Raw genomic sequence first — 16,229 nt, 5'->3', positions numbered from 1 at the left:
GCGGGCAGGGGGTCCGGCGGCGCCCACCGAGCAACACCGGCGGCCCGGCGCGCACGCGCCCACCCAGCAGCAGCCCAGGCCCGCCTCGGCCGCCCCCACCGACCAGCACACCCGCCCGCGCTCGGCGCCCACCGAGCAGCACCTGCGGCCGGTGGCCCCCCAACCCCACCCGCCCCACCCATCCCTTGATGACGCCCAGGACAACGCCCAAGACGACGACTTCCACGGGCACGACCACCCGACCAGCGTGCTGGAGATCCCCACCCTCACCCAGAGCATCGAGCCGCCGCGGGTGGAGGAGCCGGAGCCGACCCAGCACGGGGAGCCGGTCCGGCCGGAGCCGACGCAGCCGGGGGAGGCGGTGCCGGGCACCGGGTCGGGGGCGTTCCCGACGACCGGTCGGCGCACCGCGTCGCGCGCCAGCGCCCGGGGCCGGTTGGGGGCGGGGCTGGTGGAGGTGCCGCCGGTGCCGCCGAAGGACCCGGCGAGCGCGGTGCTCGACGACCCGGTGGTGGCGGAGAACAAGCGGTTCTGCACCAACTGCGGCGCCGAGGTGGGGCGCGGCGGGTCGCCGGAGGGGACGTGCCCGACGTGCGGGCAGGCGTTCAACTTCCGGCCGCGGCTGGTGCGCGGGGACCTCGTCGGCGGGCAGTACGAGGTGCTGGGCAGCATCGCCTACGGCGGGCTGGGGTGGATCTACCTGGCCAAGGACCACAACGTGTCCGGGCGCTGGGTGGTGCTCAAGGGCCTGATCGACACCGGCGACGCCACCTCGATGGCCAGCGTGGTGGCTGAGCGGCGGTTCCTGGCCGAGGTGGAGCACCCGAACGTCGTCAAGATCTACAACTTCGTGCAGCACCCGGACCCGCAGACCGGGTCGCTGGTGGGCTACATCGTCATGGAGTACGTCGGCGGCCAGTCGCTGCGCCAGCTCGCCCTGGAGCACCACCGGGTGACCGGGCGCGCCGAGCCGCTGCCGATCGGGCAGGTGATCGCCTACGGGCTGGAGATCCTGCCCGCCATCGGCTACCTGCACAGCATCGACATGCTCTACTGCGACCTCAAGCCGGACAACGTGATCCAGACCGGGGAGCAGCTCAAGCTGATCGACCTCGGCGCGGTGCGCAAGACCGACGACTACGAGAGCCCGCTGTTCTTCACCGCCGGGTACGCCGCCCCCGAGCTGGCGACCGAGGGCGCCACCGTCGCCTCCGACATCTACACCGTCGGGCGGACCCTGGCGGTGCTGTCGATCGAGTTCGCCGGGTACACCACCCGGTACAAGCACACCCTTCCCGGCCCCGACGCCGAGCCGCTGTTCGCCCTGTTCGGCAGCTACCACCGGGTGCTCAAGCGGGCCACGCACGCCGACCCGCTCAAGCGGTTCACCTCCGCGGGCGAGATGGCCGACCAGCTCACCGGGGTGCTGCGCGAGGTCATGGCGCTGGGCACCGGGCGGCCCCGGCCCGGGGTGTCGGCGGTGTTCGGGGTGGACACCCGCTCGTTCGGGGCGTCGGTGGGGCGCGGGGACGGGCCGGTGCTGCCGCTGCCGCCCGCCGCGGAGGTCGCCAGCGTGCTGCCGCTGCCCCTGGTCGACACCGACGACCACGCCGCGACCGTGCTGGCCAGCATCACCGCCACCGAGCCCGCGGAGCTGGTGGCGGCGCTGCACAGCGCCCCGCAGGACTCCATCGAGGTGCGGCTGCGGCTGGTGCGCGCGCGCATCGAGCAGGGCGACCTGCGGGCGGCGCGCTCGGAGCTGGAGGGTGCGCGCAGGCTCGCCACCGACCCGGCGGAGTGGCGGCCGGACTGGTTCCACGGGCTCGTCGCCCTGGTCTCGGGCGACCCGGCGGCCGCGCGCGAGGCGTTCGACCGGGTCTACGACGCCGTGCCCGGGGAGCTGGCGCCGAAGCTGGCGCTGGCGGCCAGCGCCGAGCAGGCGGGCGACCACTTCGCCGCCGCCCGGTTCTACGAGCTGGTGTGGCGCACCGACCGCTCGGTGGTCAGCGCCGCGTTCGGCCTGGCCAGGGTGTACCTGGCCCAGGGCGCGCGGGGCGGGGCGATCGAGGTGCTGGAGCAGGTGCCCGACACCTCCGCCCACCACCTCAACGCCCAGGTCGCCGCCATCCGCGTCAAGGTCCGCGCGGCCGAGCCGGACGGGCACGACCAGGTCGCCGAGGCCGACCTGCACGACGCCGCCGCCCGCCTGGAGCGGTTGCCGCTGGACGCCGAGCGGCGCACCCGGCTGGCCGCCGACGTGCTGGAGGCCGCCCACCGGTGGGTGCGCTCGGGGGCGCGGGCGGGCTCGCCGCGCACCGTGCTCGGGCACCGGCTCGACGAGCGGGAGCTGCGGTTCGGCCTGGAGGCCTGCTACCGGGGCCTGGCGCGGCTCGCGGGCACCGTCGAGGAGCGGCACGCGCTGGTGGACCGCGCCAACGCGATCCGCCCGCGCACGATCACCTAGGACGGGCCCTGGGACGGGCCGCCCAGCTCGACGACGGTGATGTCCGGCGGGGCGCCCACGCGCACCGGCGGGCCCCAGAACCCGGCGCCGTTGGACACGTACAGCCACGTGCCGTCCACTTGCGACAGACCGGACACGGCGGGTTGGGCGGCGCGCACGGCGTAGTGGAACGGCCACAGCTGCCCGCCGTGGGTGTGGCCGGAGAGCTGGAGGTCGACCCCGGCCGCCGCGGCGTCCGCCACCTGCACCGGCTGGTGGGCCAGCAGCACGGTCGGCAGCTCGGGGCGCCTGCCCCGCAACGCCTCGGGGATGTCCGGGGCGTCCGAAAAGGACTTCCCGGTGACGTCCGGGACGCCCGCGAGGGTCAGCCGGTCGCCCGCGACGAGGGTGTGCTCGTTGCGCAGGTAGTGCAGGCCCAGGCGCTCCAGCTCGGTGATCCACTGCTCGTGTCCGCTGTAGTACTCGTGGTTGCCAGTGACGAAGAACGTGCCCTCGCGCGAAACCAGGTCGCGCAGCGGGGCGGCGGCCTCGCCCAGTTCCGGCACCGAGCCGTCGGCCAGGTCGCCCACCATGGCGACCAGGTCCGGCTCGGTCTCGTTGATCGCCCGGACGATCCGCTCGGTGTGCGCGCGGCCGGAGATCGGCCCCAGGTGGATGTCGGAGACCACCGCGATCCGGTAGCCGCGCAGCGCGGACCCGCCCACCGGCACCGGCACCCGCTTGAGCTGCGGGCCGCCCAGCGCTGTGCCCATCCCCACGCCGACGGTCGTGGCCGACGCCACACCCGCCACCACCGCGGCGGACCTGGCGAGGAACACCCGGCGCCCCACGACGGGCTTTCGCGGCTCTGCCTCGGTTTCCGCGGTGGTGGGCTCCGCCTGCGCCGCGGCGGGGTCGGCGCGCACCCACGGGCGCAGTGCCAGCCGCACCAGTTCCAGCACCAGCAGCGCGAGCATGAGGTAGAGGAACAGCGCCAGCCAGATGTAGCCGGGCCAGGCGAACCAGGCCCCGACCTGCGGCGGGACGACCCTGGCCAGGGTCAGGGTGGCCAGCACGCAGACGACGAGCACCACCAGGACGACCGTCCCGACCAGACGCGCGCGCCCGCTCGTGAACACGTCCCGCACCAGCCTCTTCCAGAGGTAGTAGTGCAGGAGGACGACGAGCAGGCCGAGGACGGCGAAGAGCATGCCGCCAGGTTACGGATTCAGCTCCACGGCCCGCCGGTTGAGCAGCGAGGGGTCGGCGGCGATCTTGCGCAGGTCCTCCGGCCTGCCGTGCTCGAGGAAGTGGGTCAGCTTCACCTGCACGAACAGCGCCCGCGCGCGCACCGCCACGTCGCCGTCCTCGCCGCCGAGCCTGCCCTCGGCCGAGACGTAGACCTTGCGGCCCGCGACGCCGTCGAGGTGGGCGTCGATGTGCAGGGTCGTGCCGACCGGCACCGGGCGGACGAACTCGGTCTCCAGCTTGGCCGTCACCGCGGGCCTGCGCAGCAGGTTGGCCACCGCCGCGCCCAGCGCCTCGTCGAACGCGCAGGCCAGCAGCCCGCCGTGGGCGAGGCCGGGCGCGCCCTGGTGGGCGGCGGTGACGGTGAAGGTGGAGCGGATCGCGACGCCCTCGCAGGCCGTGGTGCGCAGGTGCAGGCCCTGCTCGATGCGCTCGCCGCAGCCGAAGCAGTGCGCGTAGTGCGAGGGCAGGTCGGTGCCCGCGGCGGGCGCGTCGGCGTGGCGCTCGGGTGCCTCGGTGGGCAGCGGCGGCCAGGGCTGCTCGGTCGTCCGGGTCATTACTGGAGGGTAACTTAGTCCGGGCGGTCGGCGGACCCCCACGGCGTGCACCGGCCTTGCGCGTGCGTGCACCAGGGCTCGCGCGCCCACCCCCGCACCCCGCACCGTCGGGGTGTGGACGAAGACGCGGTCGCCGCGCTGGAGCGCTGCTCGGAGCTGGCCGAGCGGCTGGCCGGGCTGGTGCTCGGCCACCCGGGGCAGGTCCCGGGGCCGGGGGTCCGGGGCGGGCGGGCCGACCCGCCGTCCCCGCAGGCGGGCGGACCGGCGCCGCCGTGGTGAGGGCCGCTGCCACCAGGGAGAACGCGGCACGAGCTGGGTGGGCGCGGTTGTTGCCGGTTTGTGCGTGGTACGTGCTCACCTGTGCACTACCGGCGGGTGGGGGTGGAACCACGCGGCGGGGCAGGCCAGTCTGTTACCGGGCAGGAGTGGGGCCGGACAACTCCCCACCGGCGGCGTTGGAGGGCTGATGACGCGGGTCCGCACGGAGCAGGGCTTGGAGCGGCTGGCGCGCGAGCGCGGCGGCGACGGCAACTGGGTGGCGGCCGTGCCCGAGCGGGTGCGCGAGACCGCCAGGGGCGACCACTCCGTCCAGGGCGAGAACATGGACGGGGTCCAGCTCAGCCCCGCCGAGCTCCAGGCCACCGAGGCCGAGCTGGGCGCGTTGCAGTCCCAGCTGGAGGCGCAGCTCGCGCTGGCCCGCTCGCTCACCGAGCCGCTGCACGACGGCACCGGCCCGGTCGCCGCGCCGATGCGCCGCGAGTTCCTGCACCGCGCCGACGCCGAGGGCGGCGTGGAGGCCGCGCTGCACGAGTACATCGCGGAGGTCGCGCAGGTGCGCACCTGGATCGGGGAGGCGCTGGCCGCCTACACCGCCACCGACGCCGAGCGCGCGCAGGCCTTCACCCAGATCGCCGACGGCATGACCACCGTGCACAGGGGGACCCTCTGATGGCCGAGGAACGCAGGCACCCGATCCGCGGCGGCTACTACTCCGAGCTGCACGGGCGCAGCGACAAGCAGGAGCGCCAGGACGCGCGGCGCGCCAAGGTGAAGAAGCGCAACCGGTCCGTCGAGGACTTCGCCAGCATCCGGTGGGACGCCTACACCCACCCCGAGCTGTACAACATGGTCATGAAGGCCCGCCCGGACAACGTGGGGGCGCAGGCGCAGAGCTGGGCGGAGCTGTCGTCGTCCATCAACGACACCACCGCGGGCGTGCACCGGGTGATGGGCAGGCTGCTGGAGACCTGGCGCGGCCCGGCGGCGGTGCGCGCGGCCGAGTCGAACACCCAGCTCACCCAGTGGGCCGACACCGCGGGGCACACCGCCTCGCAGATCGGCGCTGGCCTGTCGGAGTACGGGCGGGCGATCGCGCGGGCGCAGACGGCCATGCCCGAGCCGGTGTACTACTACGCCGAGACCAACTTCATGAACGGCTACGACGTCAAGGTCGGCAACGACCCGGCCAGCGCCGCGATGCTCGCCCAGATGACCGACGACCAGCGGCCCAAGCTGGAGGAGCGCAACGCGGCCAAGGCCGAGGCGGTCCGGGTCATGGAGGCCTACGCGGGCCGCAGCCAGGACGTGCACGACCGGCTGCCGGTGTTCGAGCCCAAGCAGGACGCGCCGCTGTCCCCGGTGGACGTCAAGGAGCACCCGGTCACCCCGCTGCCCCAGCCCCCGCGCGGCCCCGGTGGGCCGGGCGACCAGGGCGGCCCCGGTGACCAGGGCGGCACCGACCCGAGCGGCCCGCCGCTCGACGGCGGCACCAGCCCCAGCTGGGCGGGGACCTCGCCCGGCGGCACCTCCCCCGGCGGTCCGGGCGGGGCGGGCGGCGGCTACGGCCCGGGGTACGCGGGCGGCTTCGGCCCCGGTGGCGCGGGCGGTTCGGACTACACCCGCGGCACCGGCGGGGTCGGCGTGGGCGCCTTCGGGCCCGGCGGCTACGGGGCAGGCGGGTACGGCGCTGGAGGCGGCGCGGCCGCGGAGGCCGGTGCCGGGGCTGGTGGCCGCGGCGCGGGTGCCGGGGCGGGCGCAGGCCTGCCGCGGGGTGCCGCCGTGGCCGCCGAAGCCGCGACCGGTGGCCGCGGGGGCTCCGGGATGATGCCCGGCATGGCCCCCGGTGGCGCGGGCGCGCAGGGCGAAGAGGACGGCGAGCACAAGAACAAGTACGAGGAGGGCATGGACTTCTTCGACGACCTGCCCCCGGCCTACCCGCCCGTCTTCGGCGCGTGAGCGGCTACCGGGCGGACCCCGCCGAGCTGGCCGTCGCGGAGCGCCACCTGCGCCACACCGCCGACGCTCTCGCCGAGGCGGCGCTGGACCGGGCGCTGCCCGCCCACGCGGGGCCGCCCCGGCTGGCTGCGGCCCTGACCGCGTTCACCGAGGACGCGGCGGCGGCCCTGGACGGGACGCGCTCGGCGCTGTCCGCCGCCGCCGCGGCGCTGGCGGGCACCGGCTCCGCCTACGTCGAGGCCGAAGAGGACGCGGCGGACACCCTGCGCGGGCTGCGCCCCTGACGGCCGTGCGGGTGATCGACCGGGCACGGGCGGGCCGTGCCGGGGCAGCGCGTGGGAGGGTGGGCCGGTGAGCCATCCAGGGCTGGGGTTCGACCCGGCGCCGGGCGACCCGGGGGCGGTCGCCGCCGCGGCCGCCGAGCAGGTCGCCGCCGCCGACGCGCTGCGCCAGGTGCCGCCCGCCGTCCAGCGCGCGACGGCCGCGGCCGAGGGCTGGGGCGGTGCCGCCGCCGACGCCTTCGCCGCCCGCGCCGCCGCCGTCCCGACCGACGTCGACGCCGTGGCCACCCGGCTGCGCGCGGCCGCCCGCCTGCTCGACGAGTGGGCCCAGGTGCTCGCTGACAACCGCCGGGTCGCCTCGGACCTCGACGCCCGCGCCCGGCGGCTGCGCGCCGGGATCACCGACGCCGAGGACGACGCCCACACCGCCCGCAACGCGCTCGACCTGGCCGCCACGCCCACCGCGGCCGCCGCCGCGGGCGTGCACCACGCCGCGGCGGAGGCGGCCGTCACCGACCTGCGCGCCCAGCTGGACGAGGTGCTGCGCACGGCCCGCACGCTGGCGGCCGGGCACGACGAGGCCGCGGCCCGCACCGCCGACGCCCTCGACGCGCTGCGCGGCGCCCCCGGCGAGCAGCCCCGGCCGCACCCGGTCGGCCCCGTCCTCGCAGGCGCCTCCGCGACCGCCGCCGCCCTGGCCCGGCTGGTCTCCACCCCCGGCAGCCCGGTGCGACCGCCGCGCGGGGCCGGTGCCGCGCTCGCCGCCGCGCTCATCCCGGCGCAGACCAGCCGGGAACCGATCGTCGTCGTCGAACCGCGCGGACCGGGACGCCGGTGAGGCTCGCGTCCGTCGCTGGGGTGACCCCGGTGTCGCTGGCCTCCCCCGAGCGCACCGCCGACGAGCTGGCCGCGCTGATGGTGCGCGCCCGCGGCCCCGAGGCCGCCCACGACCCGGGGGTCCGCCAGTCCGCCGAGGAGGCCGCCGAGCTGGCCCACGCCCACGGCGCCGGGCTCGTGGCCGTCGTCGAGCACGCCGCGGCCGACCCGGCGGTGCTGGTGGCGCTGGTGGTGGTGTCCGACGCCCCGCACGGGCCGGACGCGGCGGCGGAGCTGCGCCGGTACCTGGAGGGCGCGGCCGGGCCGGACATCCAGGACGTCACCGAGTCGTGCACCGAGCAGGGCTACCCGGTGGTCATCGCGGACCGCATCCCGGCGGTCGAGGCGGGCTGCCAGCTGCAAGCGGTGGTGGTGGAACCGGGCGGGCGGCGGATGGCGGTGTTCACCCTGCACTCCACCACCGGCCGGGGCTGGCTGGAGCTGGCGGGCGTGCTGGGGCGGCTGGTGTCCTCGGTGGCCTTCGGCTGACCGCCCGCGGCTACGGACCTCCGAGCACCTGGTCCCGGTAGTCGCGCGGGGTCTGGCCCACGGCTTTGCGGAACGTGCGGGAGAAGTGCGCGGCGTTGGCGAACCCGCACTGGCGGCTGATCTCCCCGATCGCCCGGACGCCCAGGGCCGGGTCGGCCAGCAGCTCCTTGGCCCGCTCGACGCGCAGCGCGCGGATGCGGCCGGACACGCCCTCGCCGTCGTCGAACAGCTGGTAGAGGCGGCGGCGGGAGATGAAGAGGGCGTCGGCGATCCGCTCCGCGGTGAGGGCGGGGTCGGAGAGGTGGTCGCGGATGTACTCCGTCGCCGCGCGCCTGCGGGTGGCCAGGGCGTCCGCCCGGTCCAGCTCCGAGCGCAGCGCCGTGCGCAGGACCAGGTCGGCCAGGCCCAGCAGGTAGGACTTCGCGCCGTGCGGGTCGAGGGTCTCCGCCACCGAGAGCAGGTGGGCCGCGGACGTGGTGAACAGCGCCTGCAGCCCGCGGTCGATCGGCACCTGGCGGAACAGCAGCGGGCGCAGCTCGCTGAAGTCGATGGAGAGCTTGTGGGTGGCCGCGGTCAGCAGGAGCATCCCCTGGCGCTCCCCCGGCTGGGCGTGCAGCGCGCAGTCGCCGAAGGTGGTCGTGGTGCCCTGCGGCGGCAGGTGGCGGGGCAGGGTGGCGCGCATCAGCAGCTGCACCCGCTCCGGGTCGGCCTTCGACCGAGCGCCGCGGGCGGCGTCGAGGGCCTGGCGGGCGGCGCTGGCCCCGGAGGCGCGCACGACCAGCGTCCCGGTCGCCACCTCGTCGTCCTCGGGGGCGCTCGGTGGCTGGCCCAGCACCTGGCCCAGGGCGGCGAAGCGGCTCACGGGGGCAACCGTAGCCGGGGTGGTGGGGGTGTGGGCGCTCGTCGGGTTTTCGTTGTGGGTCGGTTGGGTGGGCGCTTGGCGTCGCGGGAGGTTCGGGGGCTGGGGTGGTGGGCCCGGTTGGGTGGATGCGCTTGGCCGGGGCCCCTACGGCGATCATGTGCTGTCGGGCGGGAAAAGGCGGGCTGAAAAGACGCCCGCCCGTCCCGTTGGGTAGCACATGATCGCCTCCCCCAGCCAAGCGGATCCACCCAACCGGGCAGGGCCGGCTGTCCGGGCTCAGCTCGTGCGGGTGGTTGCGTTCTCCGGGAAGCCCCATGGGGACGGGCCGCTTGCGCGGGCCGTCCCCATGGGGCTGTGCTGCCGTCTCGTCGGTGGCGGCCGTCTAGTTGTTGGTGGCGGCCATGGTGGTCCACTGGGACCAGGGGATGGCCCAGTCGTAGTAGTCGCCGTCGGCGGGGCCGAGCTGTTGGGTGCTGCCGGTGATCTCGACGGGGTCGCCGGGCAGGGCGGTGTCGTAGTAGGCCTTGGCGTTGGTGGGGCTGAGGTTGATGCAGCCGTGGCTGACGTTGCGCTTGCCCTGCTGGGGGATGGAGGGGGCGTAGCCGTGGACGAACTCGCCGTTGTTGGAGATGCGGACGGCCCAGGGGACGACGACGTTCTCGTAGTCGTACTTGGGGTTGGTCATGCCGTAGGTGGCGTGCTTGCTCATCACGACGTGGGTGCCGCTGCGGGTGACGCGGCCCGGGTCGGAGTCCAGGCCCATGGAGGCCGGGAAGTCCATCACCGGCACCCCGTCGCGGAGGACGACCATGCGGTGGGTCTGGGTGTTGGCCTGGACCACCTGGGACCGGCCGATGGTGAACGCGGAGGTGAGGTCGGCCCGGCCGTAGGTGCCGCCGCCGAGGTCGCGGCCGTAGATGTCGACGGTGACGGTGACCTGGGTGCCCGGCTTCCAGTACTCCTTGGGCCGCCAGTGCGCCCGGCGGTCGTCCAGCCACGCCCACGCGCCCTCGGTGGGCACCGAGGTCTCCACCTCCAGCGCCTGCTCGGCGGCGACCTTGTCCTTGACCGCCGCGTCGAAGGTGACCGCGATCGGCATGGCGACCCCGTAGGTCTGGCCGTCGCCGGTGTTGATGCTGGCGCCCACCTGCCGCTTGGGCTTGGCGGTGGTGAACGCGCCCGCCAGCGGCACCGCGGCGCCGTCGGCGCCGGTCGCGGTGCCCGACCACGTGTAGGTCTTGCCGTAGCCCAGGTCCTCGGTGGTCACCCAGGACTTCTTGTCCGCGGCCAGGTTCCCCGCCACCCGCTTGCCGTCCGGGTTGGTCAGCGCCACCTCGACCAGCGACCCGCCCGCCACGGTCACGCTCGCGGGCACCCCGGGCGCGACGTCGACGGCCCCCGCCGCCGGGGTCGTGGTGACCGCCGCCGACGTGGCGACCGCCTGCTGCTCGGCGCGCTCCACGCCCGCGCCGCCCGCCGCGGTGACCGGTCCGTCCGCGCTGCACCCGCCCAGCGCCAGCGCCGCCGCGACCCCCGCGCCCAGCAGCGCCGGGACCCAGCGCTTCGGCCTCTGCATGTCCTGCTCCTGTTCCCCCACGGCCTCTTCCCCCACGGAAAAGCACTCGCCGACCCGCCTCGCGGGTACACCCGTATCGACGCTCCGGCGCCGCCGGTCGTTGGCCGTTCCGGCCTGTGACGCGAGACACATCGCGGCGTGGGGGTCGGCGTGCGGCGGTCGCATCCGGACAGCGATGTGGCCGTCGCGCTGAGTGCCGAAGAGCATCACCCGCTCGGCCTAGCAGGATGCCCGTCAGGCAGTAGTGCGCCGGAGATTCACCCCGTACTCTTCTGGTCGCTGGCCGTAGTTTCTGTGTTCGTGCTTACACGCTCGCGGAACGACGACGCGGGCGCGCTGCTCTTCCGTCGCACAGGGGCGGGGGTACCGCCCGGGGCGGCCTGGGGGCTGCACGGTGCAGCCCCTGAGCTCCTGCGTTGGAGGCAGGTTTATGGCACAGGGCACCGTCAAGTGGTTCAACTCGGAGAAGGGCTACGGGTTCATCGCCCAGGACAACGGCGAGGCCGATGTCTTCGTCCACTACTCCGAGATCCAGTCGAAGGGCTTCCGGACGCTGGAGGAGAACCAGCGGGTCGAGTTCGAGGTCGGCCAGGGCACCAAGGGCCCGCAGGCCACGAACGTCGTCCCGCTCCAGTAGTCACCCGCCGCGCGGGAGCGGCACCGGCTGACCACGTGCGACAGCCCCGGTCCAGCAGCGGGCCGGGGCTGTCGCACGCGAACCGCTAGGACTCCCGGATCTGCTGGATCTCCCACTCCAGGCGCTGCATGACCCACTCCTGGGCCAGCGCCATCGGGGAGGTGTTGCGGTAGGCGGCGACCTCGCGCAGCTGCTCGTTGGCGGCGAGCGGGAGCCTCAGCTGGTGCACCTCGGCGCTGCCGAAGCGGCGGCCCGCGCCGGTCGACTCCGGGTCGCTGTCGGGTGCGAGCGCGGCGAGGTAGTCCTCCAGGTCGTTGTCCGGGACCTCCTCCTGCTCCTGGTCCCGCAGTGGCGTGCGGTGGCGCCCGGGGTTGGTGCCGTCGGACTGCTTGGCGTCCGACTTGTTGCGTCCGAAAGAGGGAAAAGGCACCGGGACACGATAGCCGGCCGGGTGCGCGCCTGCGAGCCGTGTGCGGTGCGCCACTGGGCGCCCGGGTGCTGACCTGCGCGGACGTGGAGAGGCCCCCGCGCCAGGGGGAGGAACGCGGGGGCCGGGGGGATCTCCACAGATGCTGACCGGGGGAGGGCCAGCACCACGATTGTTGCACGCGCACGCGTCTGGCGGGAGGGGGAAATCCCCGTGTCGTTCACCCGGTTGTCGCCTCGTCGACACGCCCCGGGTGCGCCCCCGCTCAGCTCGCGCTGGCCCGGAACCCCCGCAGGCGCAAGCTGTTGGACACCACGAACACGCTGGACAGGGCCATCGCCGCCCCCGCGAGCATCGGGTTGAGCAGGCCGAACGCGGCGAGCGGGATGCCCGCGGCGTTGTAGGCGAAGGCCCAGAACAGGTTGCCCTTGATCGTGGCCAGGGTGCGCCGGGACAGCCGGATCGCGTCGGCCGCCAACCGCAGGTCGCCGCGGACCAGGGTGAGGTCGCCCGCCTCGATCGCCGCGTCGGCGCCGGTGCCCATGGCCAGGCCCAGGTCGGCCGCGGCCAGCGCGGGCGCGTCGTTGACCCCGTCGCCCACCATGGCCACGACCTCGCCCCGGGATTGCAGGTGGCGCACCGCGTCGACCTTCTCCCCGGGCAGCACCTCCGCGATGACGTCGGTGATGCCGACCCGCGCCGCGACCGCCTCGGCCACCCGGGTGTTGTCGCCGGTGAGCAGCACCGGCCGCAGCCCCAGGTCGCGCAGCGCGGTGATCGCCGCCGCGCTGGTGGCCTTCACCGCGTCGGCCACCGCGACCAGGCCGAGCGCCCGGCCGCCCGCGGCGACCGCGACGACCGTGCTGCCGCGCGCCTCGGCCTCGGCCCTGGCCCGCTCCAGCTCGTTGACGCCCGCGACGCCGTGCTGGGCCAGCAGCCGGGGGCGGCCCACCACCACGTCCTCCCCCGCCACCACGCCGGTGACGCCCAGGCCCTCGGTGCTGTGGAAGTGCTCGACCGGCGGCAGCGGCGCGTCCTCGGCGGCGCGGGCGGCGATGGCCCGGGCGATCGGGTGCTCGGAGCCGGACTCCACCGCCCCGGCCACCCGCAGCAGCCGCTCGGCGGTGACGCCCTCGGCGGGCAGCAGCTCCGCGACCGACATCCGGCCGGTGGTGACCGTGCCGGTCTTGTCCAGCACGACCGTGGTGACCCGGCGGGTGGACTCCAGCACCTCCGGGCCCTTGACCAGGATGCCCAGCTGCGCGCCCCGGCCGGTGCCGACCAGCAGCGCCGTCGGCGTGGCCAGGCCCAGCGCGCACGGGCAGGCGATCACCAGCACGGCCACCGCGGCGGTGACGGCGGCGTCGGCGGCCGCGCCGCTGAGCAGCCAGCCCGCCAGGGTGGCGGCGGCGATGACCAGCACCACCGGGACGAACACCGCCGAGACCCGGTCCGCCAGCCGCTGCACCTGCGCCTTGCCGGTCTGGGCCTGCTCCACCAGCCGCGCCATCTGCGCCAGCTGGGTGTCCGCGCCGACCCGGGTGGCCCGCACGACGAGCCTGCCGCTGGTGTTGAGCGTGCCGCCGACGACCGCGGCGCCGGGGCCGACCTCCTCGGGCACCGACTCGCCGGTGACCAGCGAGCGGTCGACCGCGGAGCCGCCCTCGACGACCTCGCCGTCGGTGGCCACCTTCTCCCCGGGCCGCACCACGAACAGCTCCCCCGCGCGCAGCCCGCCGATCGGAACCCGCACCTCGGTGCCGCCGCGCAGCACCGCGACGTCCTTGGCGCCCAGGGCCAGCAGCGCCCGCAGCGCCGAGCCCGCCCGCCGCTTCGAGCGCGCCTCCAGCCAGCGGCCGAGCAGCAGGAACGTGGTCACGGCGACGCCGACCTCGAAGTAGACGTCCGCGGTGTGCCCGCCGCCGGGCAGCAGGCTGAACTCGTGGCGCAGGCCCACCTCGCCCGCGCCGCCGAACAGCAGCGCGTAGGCCGACCACAGGTAGGCCACCACGACGCCCATGGACACCAGGGTGTCCATGGTGGTCGCGCCGTGCCGCAGGTTCACCGCGGCGGCCCGGTGGAACGGCCACGCGCAGACGACCACGACCACCGACGCGAGCGCGAACACCACCCACTGCCAGGTGGGGAACTGCCACGCCGGGACCATCGACACGGCCACCACCGGGGCGCTGAGCAGCGCCGAGAGCAGGAACCGCTCGCGCAGCTCACCCGCCTCGTCGTCGAACGCGGCGTCGTCGGCGGCCTCGTCCGCGGGCTCCTCGGCCACCGGTGCCGCGGTGTAGCCCGCGGCCTCCACGGCGCCGACCAGCCGCTCCAGCGGCAGCCCGGTGGGCGTGGTGACGGTGGCGCGCTCGGTGGCGAAGTTGACCGTGGCCCGCACGCCGTCGAGCTTGTTGAGCTTGCGCTCGACCCGGTTGGCGCAGGACGCGCAGGTCATGCCGCCGATGTCCAGCTCGACGGTGCCCAGCTCGGTGCCCTGCTCGGCGGTGCCCGGTCCGGCGCCGCGCTCGGTGGTGGTCACGTGCGCTCCCCTCGCGGTGGGGCCGGTCTCAGCCGGCCAGCTGGTAGCCCGCCTCGGTCACCGCGGCGGCGACGGAGGCGCGGTCGAGTTCGGCGTCGCTGGTCACGGTGACCGCGCCGGTGGGCACGTCCACGGCGACGTCGGTGACCCCGGACAGCTCGGAGATCTCCTCGGTGACCGAGGCGGCGCAGTGGCCGCAGGTCATGCCGGTGACGGTGTAGGTGTTCTGCACGGACACGGTGGTCCCCTCCTGCGTGGGTGTGCTCTGCGCTGTCGCGCTGGGTGTGGCTGTGCCGGGTGTGCTCAGGAGCGGACGAGGCGGGCGATGGCGTCGGCGGCCTCGCGCACCTTCACGGCCGCGGCCTCGTCGCCCTCGCGGGCGGCGTCGACGACGCAGCTGGCCAGGTGCTCCTCCAGCAGTTCGAGGGCGAAGGCCTGCAGCGCCTTGGTGGCCGCGGACACCTGCGTCAGCACGTCGATGCAGTAGGCGTCCTCGTCGACCATCCGCTGCAAGCCGCGGACCTGGCCCTCGACCCGCCGCAGCCGCCGCTGGTGCGCGTCCTTCGCGCCGCTGTACCCGGGCCGGTGCTGGTGCTCCATGCCGTCGACGATACCCCTAGGGGGTAGGGGTGTGGCAACCGGACGCCGTCCGGTGCGGGCGCGGGACCGGTGCCGCCCGTGGGCGGCCGGCCAACCACCGCGAATACCGGTCACTTTCCGCAACCTGCGGCCCCGCCGGGGTTCACTCGCCGGGGGGCTGCCGGGGTCCGGAGTTGTCTCATAGCCTCACGCCCAAACAAAAAGCCGGGGAGGAAATGATGAGTGGATCCCTTGAAGTGCGGAGTTTCCTCCTGCGCGAGGACACCCTGTCGAGCGCCCCGTACACCGGCGGCGTGCCCGCGCCCCGCTCCGGCGACTCCGCCAGGGTCTCCGACGAGCAGGTCCGCCGCGCCAGGGTCGCCGTCGCCCGCGGGGCCACCGACGCCGGTGACTGCCGCGAACTGCTGGAGATGCTGGGCCTGGTCGACGGCGAGGACGGCGTCCCGCCGGTGCGCCGCTGACCCCGTGACCGCGGCGCCGATCCGGTCAGCGCCGACCCGGTCGGCGCTGATTCAGTCAGCGCTGATTCGAGCCGTGCCGATTCGAGCCTTGTCGATCCGGTCAGCGCCGATTCACGCGGCGCGATTTCCGACGGCCCCATTCCCGACAACCCGTTCCCACGGCCGCCGGGGACCCGCGCCATTGCGGTTCCCGGCGATTCCGTGACACCGTTGCGGCCGTGACCGCCGTCTCCACCGCCGCCGACACCCGCGACGTCGTGCACGGGCTCGGGGGCGCGTTCCTCACCTCGCCGGAGCTGGCGGAGCAGGAGGCGGCGGCGGGCCAGCCCGCGGGCGTGCTGCGCCTGGTGGGCCGGGCCAGCGCGCTGGGCGCCCCGACCCCGGCCGTGGCCACCGAGGCCCTGGGCGTGCACCCCGCCCAGGTCGTCGAGCAGGCGCACGCCGACTGCACGCTCCTGGCCGAGGACGCCCTCGCCGCCTACCTGGAGGGCCTGCGCCAGTGGTCGGCCACCGCCCTGGCCGGGGCCACCACCCCCGACCGCACCGCCGACCTCATCTTCGAGGTGGTCGACCACGCGGGCGCGGGCGGGCTGCTGCTGTTCGCGGGCCTGCGCGCCGCCGACCGCCCGCACGGCGGCCCGCAGCGCCTCGGCCACGCCCTGATGCTGCTGCGCGAGCTGCGCGGCGGCCTGCACTTCGCCGCCCTGCGCGCCTGCGGCATCCCCGTCCCCGTCGCCCTGCTCGCCGACCCGCGCGCCGAACCCCTCGCGGACCTCGGCTGGACCCCCGCCGAGGTCGACGCCCTCACCGCCGCCGCGGCCGCCCTGCCCCACCTGCACGCCCGCTGGGAGGCCGCCGAGGAGGCCACCAACCTCCGCACCGACGAGCTGCTGGCCGTCCTCGGCCCCGCCCGCACCGAGCTGCACATGGCCCTGCTCGCCATCTGACCCCCGGGTTTGCCCAGCTCGGACCCGGTTCGCACCCCCCGTTTTGGC

General features: G+C 75.5%; 18 protein-coding genes. 10 read left to right on the top strand and 8 right to left on the bottom strand.

The window, feature by feature from the left end:
* The first annotated feature begins 151 nt into the window (after nucleotides 1-151).
* Nucleotides 152-2,464 carry a serine/threonine-protein kinase gene (locus BJP25_RS25495; RefSeq protein ID WP_233158250.1) on the top strand — a complete coding sequence of 771 codons (2,313 nt, stop codon included), beginning with the start codon at nucleotides 152-154 and terminating at the stop codon, nucleotides 2,462-2,464.
* On the opposite strand, the gene BJP25_RS25490 is transcribed toward BJP25_RS25495, so the two are convergent.
* Nucleotides 2,461-3,654, bottom strand: a complete 1,194-nt coding sequence (locus BJP25_RS25490; RefSeq protein WP_075977492.1) for a metallophosphoesterase — start codon at nucleotides 3,652-3,654, stop codon at nucleotides 2,461-2,463. The two genes, BJP25_RS25495 and BJP25_RS25490, sit on opposite strands and share 4 nt — an antisense overlap.
* A gap of 9 nt (nucleotides 3,655-3,663) precedes the next feature.
* On the bottom strand, nucleotides 3,664-4,248 hold the full coding sequence (locus BJP25_RS25485; RefSeq protein ID WP_075977491.1) for a PaaI family thioesterase: 585 nt from the start codon (nucleotides 4,246-4,248) through the stop codon (nucleotides 3,664-3,666).
* A 114-nt stretch (nucleotides 4,249-4,362) separates the two neighbouring features.
* Between BJP25_RS25485 and BJP25_RS34365 the strand changes: the two genes are divergently transcribed.
* The 6 genes from BJP25_RS34365 to BJP25_RS25455 all read left to right on the top strand — a co-directional run bounded on the left by BJP25_RS34365 (nucleotide 4,363) and on the right by BJP25_RS25455 (nucleotide 8,129).
* Entirely contained in the window at nucleotides 4,363-4,527 is a 165-nt protein-coding gene (locus BJP25_RS34365) for a hypothetical protein (protein WP_158075717.1), read from the top strand.
* 187 nt (nucleotides 4,528-4,714) lie between these two features.
* Complete coding sequence (locus tag BJP25_RS25475) at nucleotides 4,715-5,197, top strand: hypothetical protein (RefSeq protein ID WP_075977489.1); 483 nt, start codon at nucleotides 4,715-4,717, stop codon at nucleotides 5,195-5,197.
* Entirely contained in the window at nucleotides 5,197-6,483 is a 1,287-nt protein-coding gene (locus tag BJP25_RS25470) for a PPE domain-containing protein (protein WP_075977488.1), read from the top strand. The genes BJP25_RS25475 and BJP25_RS25470 overlap by 1 nt, the downstream gene beginning before the upstream one ends.
* The gene (locus BJP25_RS25465) at nucleotides 6,480-6,767 is read left to right on the top strand and encodes a hypothetical protein (RefSeq protein ID WP_075977487.1); all 288 of its coding nucleotides are present in this window, start codon (nucleotides 6,480-6,482) and stop codon (nucleotides 6,765-6,767) included. Before BJP25_RS25470 ends, BJP25_RS25465 begins: the two co-directional genes overlap by 4 nt.
* A gap of 67 nt (nucleotides 6,768-6,834) precedes the next feature.
* Nucleotides 6,835-7,602: a hypothetical protein gene (locus BJP25_RS25460; RefSeq protein WP_075977486.1), complete on the top strand. Its 768-nt coding sequence runs from the start codon at nucleotides 6,835-6,837 to the stop codon at nucleotides 7,600-7,602.
* Nucleotides 7,599-8,129, top strand: coding sequence for a hypothetical protein (locus BJP25_RS25455; protein WP_075977485.1), 531 nt, complete (start codon nucleotides 7,599-7,601; stop codon nucleotides 8,127-8,129). The genes BJP25_RS25460 and BJP25_RS25455 overlap by 4 nt, the downstream gene beginning before the upstream one ends.
* 10 nt (nucleotides 8,130-8,139) lie before the next feature.
* Here the strand turns inward: BJP25_RS25455 and BJP25_RS25450 are convergent, their stop codons facing one another.
* A complete protein-coding gene (locus BJP25_RS25450; RefSeq protein ID WP_233158249.1) occupies nucleotides 8,140-8,991 on the bottom strand; it encodes a helix-turn-helix transcriptional regulator in 852 nt (283 codons plus the stop codon).
* A gap of 382 nt (nucleotides 8,992-9,373) precedes the next feature.
* Nucleotides 9,374-10,567: a L,D-transpeptidase gene (locus tag BJP25_RS25445; protein ID WP_075977484.1), complete on the bottom strand. Its 1,194-nt coding sequence runs from the start codon at nucleotides 10,565-10,567 to the stop codon at nucleotides 9,374-9,376.
* A 430-nt stretch (nucleotides 10,568-10,997) separates the two neighbouring features.
* Here BJP25_RS25445 and BJP25_RS25440 point away from each other — a divergent pair, with 430 nt between their 5' ends.
* Entirely contained in the window at nucleotides 10,998-11,204 is a 207-nt protein-coding gene (locus tag BJP25_RS25440) for a cold-shock protein (RefSeq protein ID WP_075977483.1), read from the top strand.
* A gap of 85 nt (nucleotides 11,205-11,289) precedes the next feature.
* On the opposite strand, the gene BJP25_RS25435 is transcribed toward BJP25_RS25440, so the two are convergent.
* From BJP25_RS25435 to BJP25_RS25420, 4 genes are all read right to left on the bottom strand, one after another.
* A complete protein-coding gene (locus BJP25_RS25435) occupies nucleotides 11,290-11,634 on the bottom strand; it encodes a hypothetical protein (protein WP_075977482.1) in 345 nt (114 codons plus the stop codon).
* Between the two features lie 262 nt (nucleotides 11,635-11,896).
* The gene (locus BJP25_RS25430; RefSeq protein ID WP_269844584.1) at nucleotides 11,897-14,119 is read right to left on the bottom strand and encodes a heavy metal translocating P-type ATPase; all 2,223 of its coding nucleotides are present in this window, start codon (nucleotides 14,117-14,119) and stop codon (nucleotides 11,897-11,899) included.
* Nucleotides 14,120-14,201: 82 nt separating this feature from the next.
* Complete coding sequence (locus BJP25_RS25425) at nucleotides 14,202-14,411, bottom strand: heavy-metal-associated domain-containing protein (protein WP_075977481.1); 210 nt, start codon at nucleotides 14,409-14,411, stop codon at nucleotides 14,202-14,204.
* A gap of 65 nt (nucleotides 14,412-14,476) precedes the next feature.
* Nucleotides 14,477-14,773 (bottom strand): metal-sensitive transcriptional regulator, encoded by a 297-nt coding sequence (locus tag BJP25_RS25420; RefSeq protein ID WP_075977480.1) that lies wholly within the window; start codon nucleotides 14,771-14,773, stop codon nucleotides 14,477-14,479.
* A 218-nt stretch (nucleotides 14,774-14,991) separates the two neighbouring features.
* On the opposite strand from BJP25_RS25420, the gene BJP25_RS25415 reads away from it, so the two are divergent.
* Together BJP25_RS25415 and BJP25_RS25410 are read left to right on the top strand one after the other, a co-directional pair.
* Nucleotides 14,992-15,234 (top strand): hypothetical protein, encoded by a 243-nt coding sequence (locus BJP25_RS25415; RefSeq protein WP_075977479.1) that lies wholly within the window; start codon nucleotides 14,992-14,994, stop codon nucleotides 15,232-15,234.
* A gap of 218 nt (nucleotides 15,235-15,452) precedes the next feature.
* A complete protein-coding gene (locus BJP25_RS25410; RefSeq protein WP_075977478.1) occupies nucleotides 15,453-16,181 on the top strand; it encodes a helix-turn-helix domain-containing protein in 729 nt (242 codons plus the stop codon).
* Nucleotides 16,182-16,229 lie beyond the last annotated feature (48 nt).

It is taken from the genome of Actinokineospora bangkokensis (genome assembly GCF_001940455.1).
Classification (GTDB): domain Bacteria; phylum Actinomycetota; class Actinomycetes; order Mycobacteriales; family Pseudonocardiaceae; genus Actinokineospora; species Actinokineospora bangkokensis.
Note: the sequence above shows the minus strand (reverse complement) of the source record. Positions and strands in the feature narration are given on the sequence as shown.

Bases quoted from the DNA above. Each gene is read 5' to 3' on its own strand.
- BJP25_RS25440 (WP_075977483.1), top strand. From the start codon at position 10,998: ATGGCACAGGGCACCGTCAAGTGGTTCAACTCGGAGAAGGGCTACGGG.
- BJP25_RS25445 (WP_075977484.1), bottom strand. From the start codon at position 10,567: ATGCAGAGGCCGAAGCGCTGGGTCCCGGCGCTGCTGGGCGCGGGGGTC.
- BJP25_RS25420 (WP_075977480.1), bottom strand. From the start codon at position 14,773: ATGGAGCACCAGCACCGGCCCGGGTACAGCGGCGCGAAGGACGCGCAC.
- BJP25_RS25415 (WP_075977479.1), top strand. From the start codon at position 14,992: ATGAGTGGATCCCTTGAAGTGCGGAGTTTCCTCCTGCGCGAGGACACC.
- BJP25_RS25470 (WP_075977488.1), top strand. From the start codon at position 5,197: ATGGCCGAGGAACGCAGGCACCCGATCCGCGGCGGCTACTACTCCGAG.
- BJP25_RS25475 (WP_075977489.1), top strand. From the start codon at position 4,715: ATGACGCGGGTCCGCACGGAGCAGGGCTTGGAGCGGCTGGCGCGCGAG.
- BJP25_RS25485 (WP_075977491.1), bottom strand. From the start codon at position 4,248: ATGACCCGGACGACCGAGCAGCCCTGGCCGCCGCTGCCCACCGAGGCA.
- BJP25_RS25490 (WP_075977492.1), bottom strand. From the start codon at position 3,654: ATGCTCTTCGCCGTCCTCGGCCTGCTCGTCGTCCTCCTGCACTACTAC.